Origin of the sequence: Prevotella sp. Sow4_E9_plate, assembly GCF_052116205.1 — a bacterium.
In the GTDB taxonomy this organism is placed as follows: Bacteria; Bacteroidota; Bacteroidia; order Bacteroidales; family Bacteroidaceae; genus Prevotella.
Genome location: NZ_JBQKLN010000050.1, coordinates 19,393 through 29,300, shown reverse-complemented (window position 1 = coordinate 29,300; position 9,908 = coordinate 19,393). Strand labels below are relative to the sequence as shown.

The window sequence follows — 9,908 nt, the reverse complement described above, 5'->3', positions numbered from 1 at the left end:
GAAAGATAAAGGTACTGAAGACAAAGATGAAGAACCTCTTGGGTGAAAGCCTCACGCATTTAGATAACGAGTTTGAGAAATTCAAGAGGGGTATCCTTAAAGTCAAAGACTGCCTATTTACCTTTCTCTCCAATCCAAGTGTGCCTTACGAGAACAATGCCAGTGAGCGGGGAGTTAGGAAAATCAAGATAAAGCAGAAAGTCAGCGGTTGCTTCCGAACAGACAGCGGTGCCGATGATTTTGCCAAGTTGCACTCCATTGCTGAAACTGCTATGAAGAACGGAAATTCTAAATTCAATGCAATTCTTGCTGTAGTACAACAGTAAGACGATTACTCATGCCCATAGGGGTGCTGAGTAGTTACTTTAATTATGAAATGTGTTAAATAACGTTGAAAACGTAAAGTTTTCTTGAGAAATGTTTGGAAGTTATAAAAACATTTCCTAAATTCGCAATTGAAAAACTAATTCTTCTCAAAAGAAGAGGTTTATCACAGATACAAACAGCATTTGCTATTGAAGCAAACTGACGAAAATACAAAAACGAAACCGGAGCGGCTTTCGCTACAGATAGCCTTCCACACAAAACACAAAATCAAAAACCAAACCCCAAAAGGAGTTACTTATGAAACGACTTGTATTTGCACTATTAATACTGTTCTGCGGCAACGATATGTCAGCCCAGACATATACAAAGGAAGTCTGCGTAAGATTCCCGGTGGCATCAAGCGTGCTCAATCCTAACTTCGGTGACAACGCAGCAAGTCTCGCAGAAATAGTCAAGTTCCTTACTGACGTGCAGAAAGACAGCACCTTGAAGCTGACCAGTGTGAAATTCTGCGGCTCGGCATCGCCCGAAGGTGGACCTCTTCTCAGCCAGCGCCTCACCGAAAGACGCTGCGCCAACATGGAGCGCTACGTTCGCGAGCGAGTGCAGCTGCCCGACGCAATAGTGTCGAAGTGCGAGTGCTCGGAGATGTGGCAGAAGCTGGCTTACTTCGTAGAGAAGTCGGACATGCCGTACAGAGACGAGGTGCTGCACCAGATACGCGAGACCGAAGAGTTCACATACAACTCGAAGGGAGTTCTGGTAGACAGCCGCAAGAAGCGCCTTATGGACCTCAACTACGGACGCACATGGAACTACATGCTGCGCGAGTTCTTCCCCGCAGTGCGCAACGCCAGCCTCATATCTGTCTACATCGAGCAGAAGCCAACCGTGGTAGACAACCAAAAGGCAGAAGTGATTGTTCCGGAAGAGCCAGGAACACAGGAGCCGCAAGTAGAGGAGCCCGCACCTGAGCCTGAGCGCCGAAACGCCTACCTCGCCATCAAGACCAACATGCTCTACGACGCGCTCGGCGTACCGAACATAGGCATGGAGTTCTCGCTCGGAAAGCGCTGGTCGATAGCAGCCGACTGGATGTACGCATGGTGGAACAACAACCATCACCACAACTACTGGCGCATCTACGGCGGAGGCATCTCGCTGCGCAAGTGGTTCGGCAAGGCATCGAAGGTGAAGCCGTTGCAGGGACACCACCTCGGCATCAACGCACAGGCGTTCACCTACGACTTCGAGCTCGGCGGAAAGGGATACATGGCAGGCATACCCGGCGGAACACTTTGGGACCGCACAAGCTACGCAGTAGGAGCCGAATACGGCTACTCGCTGCCGATAGCAAAGCGCCTGAACATCGACTTCAGTGTTGTGGCAGGATACATGGGCGGACGCTACTATGAGTACGAGCCGCTGGACGGACACTACGTGTGGAAAGCCACGAAGAACCGCCACTGGATAGGCCCTACAAAGGCTGAGGTGTCGCTCGTATGGCTCTTGGGACATGGAAACTACAACAATAAGAAGAAAGGAGGCGACAAATGATTAAGGTCATATTTAAACGCAATGTTACGAGAATCGCAACGGCGTTTGCTCTGGTTGCCATGACAGCATTGTCATCTTGCGAGCACAAGGATTTGTGTTTCGACCACGACTCTCATTCTCCTAAGTACAAGTTCCGTGTAGAGGCAACATATCAGCAGGAGTGGGAGATACGCAGCGACGGAAGCACCGACTGGAAGAACTTCTCTGCATGGGTCGACACCTATGGTATGCAATACGACGACCTCAGACCGCTCATACCCGCAGGTCTCCGAATGCACGACTTCCCGGCTCTCGGACCGAGCGACATGATCAACATGCCGGCTCAGGGCGACGTAGTAGGTCTCCGACCGGGCAAGCACCAGCTGCTGTTCTACAACAACGACACCGAGTATATCGTGTTCGACGACATGTACTCGTACGCAGCAGCCAAGGCTACAACCCGAACACGCACACGAGCTTCGTTCCTCGGCAATCCGTTCCAGAAACAGACCGACGCCAAGGAGCCTACGGTGGCAATGCCCGACATGCTCTACGGCAACTTCAACGAGGAGTACACATCGGAGCGCACGGTGGAGGAGAGGGTGATGCCGGTCACGATGCATCCGCTCGTGTTCAAGTATCTCGTTCGCTACGAGTTCAGCAAGGGTCTGCAATACGTAGGACTGGTGCGCGGAGCACTCTCCGGAATGGCGTCAGCCGTATACCTCAACAGCGGCAGGACATCAGCCGAGGCAGCAACGCTGCTTTACGACTGCACGCTGCAGCAATGGGGAGCACAGGCTATAGTTACATCGTTCGGAGTGCCCGACTATCCTAACGGCTACTACACATCTACACGAGCACCGCGCAGCCACGCGCTCAACCTCGAGGTACGATTGAAGAACGGCATCATAAAGAACTTTTACTTCGACGTGAGCGACCAGATTGCAAAGCAACCGCAAGGCGGCGTAATCGTAGTGAAGGGCATCGAGATCTCTGACGAGGACGGCAAGCACGGCGGATCGGGCTTCGACGTAAACGTAGACGGATGGGGCGAGTTCGAGGACGTAGACATGCCGCTCAAGTAGCGCTACGCAACTCAAGTAGAAACTGTACACGGTTTACAAATAAACTTTTCATATAACTTTATTTACTAATTTAAAATACATCATTATGAAGAAGAATCTATTTTTAATTGGTTTGGCAGCAATGGGCCTCGCACTCACAGCTTGCAACAGCGACGAGACAGTAGAAATGGCTAAGGGCAATGCCATCGGCTTCAAGACATTCGTTAATAACTCTACACGTGCCACAGACACTGAAGAATCAAACTTTACAGCCTTTAAGGTCTGGGGCAAGATGAACAAGGGCGATCAGACTGGTACTCCGTTCGATGGTGTAGTAGTTAGTAAAGACACTCAAAAAGGCTGGACATACACGACACCAGTTTATTGGGAAAACGGCTATTCATATAGCTTCGTAGCACTTGCACCGGTTGACGCTTTTACAATGAAAGCTCCCACAGCTTATCAGAACTATGGTAGCATTGCATTTAACAATGATGCCAAGGCAGGTGAAACTGACCTCGTCTATGCAGCAAAGGATTGTGGCGCTATAACTGTGGCTCCAAACACATGCCCCCCAGCTGTTGACTTGACATTCAACCACATGCTTTCACGCGTTCGCTTCCAGTTCAAGAACGCAATGGACGATGGTTCTAAGCTTACTGTTACCGATGTAAAGATTACTAACGCTTACAAGTCTGGTACAGCAGAACTTAAGGCAGTATTTAACGAGCTTGCATGGGTAACTGACGAAGCAACTGACGAACTCGCATTTGACAATGCTACTACTACACAGTTTGCACAGAACGCTTCTTGCGTAACTGGTCACAAGTACATGATTCCTGCAACCGAGACTTATCAGGTTACCTTCAAAGTTACACGCATCCACAATGGTGTTACAGACGAGTATACTCACACTGTAGATCTGCCTGAAACAGCTATGAAGCCGGGTATGAGCTATCAGTTTACAGCTGAGTTCACACACGAGAACATCAATCCTGATCAGGTTCTCTGCCCGATCGTGTTCACTGCTACAGTTAATCCTTGGGTTGACGCTGATGACAACGCATTCAATCTGTAATAGTAATAAACTAACACACTACAGGGTGTAAGGGGTTGAATGTTCCCCTTACACTCACAATTATCAACAACCACAAAAACGAACCAAGATGAAAGGAATAATGAAAATACACCATTTGACAGCCAGCATCGCTGCTGTGCTACTGTCAGCGTCGCTCTTTTCATGCAGCAGCGACGACTTTTTCGGCAAAGCGGAAACAAATACCGACGGCATCAGTTTCGGCGTATCTACCGAAAACGGTGCGTCTACACGCGCAAACAATTCTGCTGACGGCTATACAGCTGCCCGCTACACTCTGCGCTCGGACAATTCTGCCGACACACTCTGCGTGCGTGCCGTTGTGACCGACGGCATCGGCAACGACAATGCAGGCAGACCTGCTACACGTGCAGCTATGCAGACAAGCATGTACGACGAGTTTAAGGTTGTGGCACAGTACAAGAAAGCAGACGGAAGCACCAACTCGCAGTTGTATATGAACGAAACTGCTACAAAATCTGACTCGCGCTCGCTTTGGAGTCCCAACTCTACATACTACTGGCCAGAAAAGGGACAGTTGCGCTTCTTCGCATGGGCACCAACCGATGCTACTCTCGATGAGAGTCCTATCTATCCGCGAGAGGATGTCAACATGACTACCCTCAAGTACACTGCTTCTACCGATCTCACCAAGCAGCGCGACCTTGTAGCGGCAGCCACAGGCGAACACAACAACAGTACAACAGGCGCTCCTGTAAACCTGCAGTTCAAGCACATCTGCACCGCTGTAATCATCAAGACTGGTAAAACAATGGCAGAAGGCACTATCAACAGCGTAAAAATAACCAACGTACGCAACTCTGGTACATACGACATGGCTACATCCAAATGGGCACTAAACGAAACCACAGCCGACTATACAGTTTCGCCAGACTTAGCAACCACAGGCACCACAGACGACGGCACAAAGCTCAATGCCGAGGACGCTACATTCATGCTCCTGCCCCAGACTTTAGGCGCAGACAGCAAGCTCGAAGTCGTTTTCCATGACAACATCTCAGGCAACGACCGTACTCTGAGCGCTTCACTCAGCGGAGCCGAATGGCAAATGGGCAAAACCGTGACCTATCGCCTCTCGATTACACCAGAGTATGAGCTGAAGTTTGTTACTGGGCCAACATTACAGGATGCTCACTACGTGATTTATCCTATTAAAATAAAGGTTGACCCAACACTGGTTGATAAGGATAAAAAGGGTGAAGTAGTTGGAGGTGGATGGACATTAAAGTCTACATCATCAAAGGTAACACTTTGCAAGGAACTGACTGAACTTACATCACTTGGCTACTGGGTGGAAGAAGACCGTGGTACACAAACCATCGAAGGTACAGAGACGGGAGAGGTAACAGTCTATGCTTTCCTCGAAGAAAACATAACAGATGCAGAACGCGATATAGTACTTGAACTAAGTCCTAAAAAGTATCCATCCGCAACATCTGCAAAGTTTACAATTAAGCAGTTGTGCCCAAGTTGGAATACCGACGGATTGGGTTGCGAGCGCTTTGAAGATGGAAAGTATCCATGGGGCTTCTTGTGGGATAGCTCTATGAAAATCACCTATGATATGAGGGATGCTGGTGGTCATGGCTTCTGGGGTCCGTTAAGAAGATGGATTATGAAGATTCAGATTAAGTATTATGGTGATAAGTATAAAGACTACATTACCTATACTCAAAATTGGCTTCTTCAATTAGAAACTGTTACTATCGACTTTAGTAAAGTACCTAATCTTGATGTAGCAGACAATCCTGACGATGGAAATCAGAATACATGGGAATTATTTAATTTCAATGGTATTAGTGATGTAACAGGACTTATGACTCAGTTGGAAGCGTGGGGTGGAAAACCTGATAAACATTTAGCGCAAAATCCAGCAGAATATGCCGCTCGATTGTGTACAATGAAGAATAAGTTCAATAAGGAATTGCTTGAAACAGATGCTGCTGGTAACAAGACATATCGTCCAGTGCTTAAGCGAGAAAACCTTGTGTGGTATCTACCTGCTAAGAACGAATTCTCTATGGTTGTGGAGAATGAATATCCTTTGACTGGAGATTATTGGACGTCAACAGCTTCTGAGGTTGCACATGATAACGAGAATTCGTATAAATACTTGTATGGTTCTGGTGCATCTCTCGAAAAGCGTACAACGTTGCTCAACGTACGTGCAGTGCGCAAGCACCCATAAGCTGCGCCGGCACTCATAAAAATGGTACTTTTTATATTATTTGCATAACTCTTTTCATAACTGCGATTAGAATGATCCGTGAGGCAAATTCTAACCGCAGTTTGTTTTTTGTTATATAAACCAAGTACGTGAAAAAATCTGCCATATCTTCCAGTTTCGCCGTAACGCACACAGGATAAGCGCAATAAGGGCTGGAAGATAAACCGCTGGACGCGATATCTACCAGCCTATCTGCCAGCCCGAACCAATCATCTGCCAGCAGTATAACACTTTTGATGAAGCCATAAAACACTTTTGATGCAGCCGTATAATGCTCTTGACGCAGCCTATCAAATTGCGTGTCTGGAGCAAAAACATGGCGTTTGTTTTTGCGGTTTGCGCGTTTTGTACTAATTTTGCACGCTCAAAACACCCCTATCATCATTAACAATTTATATTTTTTATGTTCAAAAACAATTTCAACGCACGCCCTGAAGCCTTGCATTTCAAGCACTTCACGCACCGCAGCTATGCTCTTTTCAGCTGCTTGGGTCGCGAGGTGCTCATCTGCACGCTCAGTGTGGCTACGCTCACCAACGCCAAGGCAGAGGGCATCAGCACCAAGCCGGTAGCGTCGGCTCTGGCTCTCGACTCGCTGAGCCGCGAGGAGGTGAAGCTCGACGAGGTGCTCGTAACGGGTTCGCGTGCTCCGCTCACTGCATTGCAGTCGGCAAAGATTGTGGCTGTCATTTCGCGCGACGACATTCAGCGTGCGGAGGCAGCGAGTGTCAACGACATTTTGAAGTTAGTCCCGGGCGTGGATGTCCGTCAGCGCGGGGGCTTTGGTGTACAGACGGACATCTCCATCAACGGCGGCACGTTCGACCAGATTACCATTCTATTGAATGGCATGAATATTTCGAGTGCACAGACGGGTCACAACGCTGCCGATTTTCCAGTTTCGCTTTCCGACATTGAGCGCATCGAGGTTCTCGAGGGTGCTTCGGCACGTGTGTTCGGTTCGTCGGCGTTCAGCGGCGCCATCAACATCGTTACGCGCCAGGATGCCGAGAGCAATGTGTCGGTGGCTGCCGAGGGCGGTTCGTTCGGCACGTTCGGCGGCGACGCGAGCGTGAACCTTGCTACGGGTGCGGTGCGCCAGAAACTGAGCGGAGGCTACACGCAGAGCGACGGAGGCACAGAGAACAGCGACTTCCGCCGCCGTCGTGCCTACTACATGGGCCGTTGGGAGTCGCGCTACGTAGACCTGCAGTGGCAGGGCGGCTTCTCGTCGCAGGACTTCGGTGCGTCTACGTTCTACAGTGCGAAGTACAACAATCAGTTTGAGGCTACACGACGTTTCCTGGCGTCGGCACAGGCGGAGATTAAGCCGTGGGCAGCTGTACCCATCACTCTTACACCGGTCTCCAGTCCTGCCATGCTACCTGTGCTTAGTCCTACCATGCCACCTGCAAAACCGAGGTCACTCACAGCACCTGCTATCTTTGAGAACTTAGAAAACTTGTTCTGGTGTTTTTCTACCTTGCCGTTTTCCTTTGGAAGAACGACGTATGTAGAATCACTAGTGAGCATACAATAGCTACCAATGAACTCTGGCTCTGGAGCCGTTACCTGTTGTGCATTTGAAGAAGCTGCGAGTGCCAATGCAGCGATAGAAAAGAAAAGTTTCTTCATATTTTTAAAGTCTGTGCCTGGCTCCTGACAACGTTTCATTTACTATTCTGTGAATTGTAAGGTTAGCGGAAAGGGGTGGAACCAAACCGAATCATCTGCACTCATAGGCCTTCGCATTGCCATTCCGCCAGAATCTTCAGTTGGTCCACCCCCAGTTGTGTGTATATATACGAAATCTTTCACGGCCAAGGTTTCTCGGTCGTGAAAGAGGTACAATCCACCCTGTGGGGCATCCCTGTAAGATTATCGAGCGGATGAGTTTGCGAAGTTCATGAGTGTCGACTTTTACAGTTACGCCTTAACGCTGTTGTACATATTGATGCTTTCGCGTCACGTTTGCAAAGATACGAAAAAATGCTGTATTAGCCAAACTTTTCATGGCTTATTTTCTTTTCAGAAAAGCTCGTTTTTTGATTCTTTTGACAAACTTTCGTTTTTTGCGTATAACTCTTGATAAATAATATTCTTTTCCTCTTTACGCGCGCGATGATATTCTTTTTACACGAAAAATGAGTATTTGGATCCCTTTTCTTTATCTCCAACCTACCATATAGCAGCTATATGGTAGGCTTTTCTTTTCGAAAAAAACGCAAGAAGTAAAAACGACATCTTATATCTATACGCTATGAGCGTGCATTTTAGCAAAAAATAGGTTGAGGTAATAATGTGCTCTCTTGAAAGGAGAGTGTACATGGTCATACAGGCTTGTAGTCTTTGCACTGAAGGGCTATAGAGCATGTTGCACACGTGGTATTGCATGCTGCTATATCCGTAACAGTGTAGGCTCCAGTCTTGCGACTTCCGGTACGTTTAACGAGTCCGGCAGATGTGAGGCTAGCAAGTCCGTAAGCGGCTGTTCTTTGAGAATAGTCAAGTTCTGATACGATATCTTGAAGTTGCTTGCCGTTCTTGGATTCACGTATTTTCCAGAACACTTCCTGTGCTTTTGGCGGTTGTGCCATGAGGCGTTGACGTATATCCTCATTGAGTACAGTAGATTTTTCTGCTAGTTCTACAGCTCGTTTCTCACGAAACTCCTGACGTGCCAGGAAGGCAGCTTTTCGTGCAGCCTTTTCTTCGTTAGGAAGTTGTTTATAGCCACCTTTTCTTAACGTGCAGTTTTCTTGCAGGTTATTTTGCGCAGAGTTTTTAGCATCTTCCTCAACCATATTTTTTTCTGTTAAAGCTACCGTTGCTGGTAGTTCTTCGGGAGTGAAGAAAATAGTCTTTGCATCTTTGAAGGCGTAGTTATAGACAGCATTCTGTAATACCAGGTTCTGCTTTTCAATACTAACTTCTGAGCGTTGCGGATGAGAGTATAATTCGCCCGTTTCGAGGCCTAATACACCGATTTTCGATAGTATCTCTGGGTGTTCGTTGTTCACCTCGACTATTTTTTCAAACGCATATTGAGTGAGATCATCAGGTACGGCAATGAAGAAGAAATCTGTCCAGCCAACATACTTCCATAGTTTCTCGTCACGCTTCAGGTCTTCTTTAAACTCTTTTATTTCTAGAGCAATGGTAAAACAATGCCCTTGATTAAGAGCTCGATAACCTGGTTTAATGAATAGTATAACATCAGGAATTACCTGTAGCTTTTTGTCGAGTCCAATGCGTGTCTTTTCGCCTGTTGATTCACGTAAACGGAACTCTTCGAATATCTTATATTCCAAATATTCTACAGGAATGCGTTCTGTCCAGGGATAGGCATGCAAGCACATGTCTTTAACAAATGCTTGTATCTTCTTGCCTTTTAATAAGTTCTTTAATTCTGCATGAGCTTTCATACAAACTCCTTTCTTTATGTTTTATATTTGATTTATAATTTTGTCGCAAAGATACTAAAAAACATTTAATTTGCAAAATATCTGCATATTATTTTTCTGGCGTTAGATGTATTTAACTTGCAAACATCTTGCAAGTTATTGTCTGGTATTTTGAAATTATAAATGAAATAGCAAAAGTTTTGCTTTTAATATGTAAAATATAATAATCT

General features: G+C 47.0%; 7 protein-coding genes. 6 read left to right on the top strand and 1 reads right to left on the bottom strand.

Annotated elements, in window-relative coordinates; all coding sequences use genetic code 11:
- From ACTQ53_RS14815 to ACTQ53_RS14790, 6 genes are all read left to right on the top strand, one after another.
- The coding region (locus ACTQ53_RS14815; protein ID WP_441933848.1) for an IS66 family transposase at positions 1–326 on the top strand (326 nt) is incomplete at its 5' end.
- Between the two features lie 298 nt (positions 327–624).
- A complete protein-coding gene (locus ACTQ53_RS14810; protein WP_441933846.1) occupies positions 625–1,884 on the top strand; it encodes a DUF3575 domain-containing protein in 1,260 nt (419 codons plus the stop codon).
- On the top strand, positions 1,881–2,951 hold the full coding sequence (locus ACTQ53_RS14805) for a DUF5119 domain-containing protein (RefSeq protein WP_441933844.1): 1,071 nt from the start codon (positions 1,881–1,883) through the stop codon (positions 2,949–2,951). Before ACTQ53_RS14810 ends, ACTQ53_RS14805 begins: the two co-directional genes overlap by 4 nt.
- 85 nt (positions 2,952–3,036) lie before the next feature.
- Complete coding sequence (locus ACTQ53_RS14800) at positions 3,037–4,008, top strand: fimbrillin family protein (RefSeq protein ID WP_441933842.1); 972 nt, start codon at positions 3,037–3,039, stop codon at positions 4,006–4,008.
- 100 nt (positions 4,009–4,108) lie between these two features.
- Entirely contained in the window at positions 4,109–6,235 is a 2,127-nt protein-coding gene (locus tag ACTQ53_RS14795; RefSeq protein WP_441933840.1) for a fimbrillin family protein, read from the top strand.
- A 442-nt stretch (positions 6,236–6,677) separates the two neighbouring features.
- Positions 6,678–7,814 carry a TonB-dependent receptor gene (locus ACTQ53_RS14790; RefSeq protein ID WP_441933838.1) on the top strand — a complete coding sequence of 379 codons (1,137 nt, stop codon included), beginning with the start codon at positions 6,678–6,680 and terminating at the stop codon, positions 7,812–7,814.
- Positions 7,815–8,604: 790 nt separating this feature from the next.
- Here ACTQ53_RS14790 and ACTQ53_RS14785 read toward each other — a convergent pair.
- Positions 8,605–9,699: a winged helix DNA-binding protein gene (locus tag ACTQ53_RS14785; protein ID WP_441933836.1), complete on the bottom strand. Its 1,095-nt coding sequence runs from the start codon at positions 9,697–9,699 to the stop codon at positions 8,605–8,607.
- Positions 9,700–9,908: the final 209 nt, after the last annotated feature.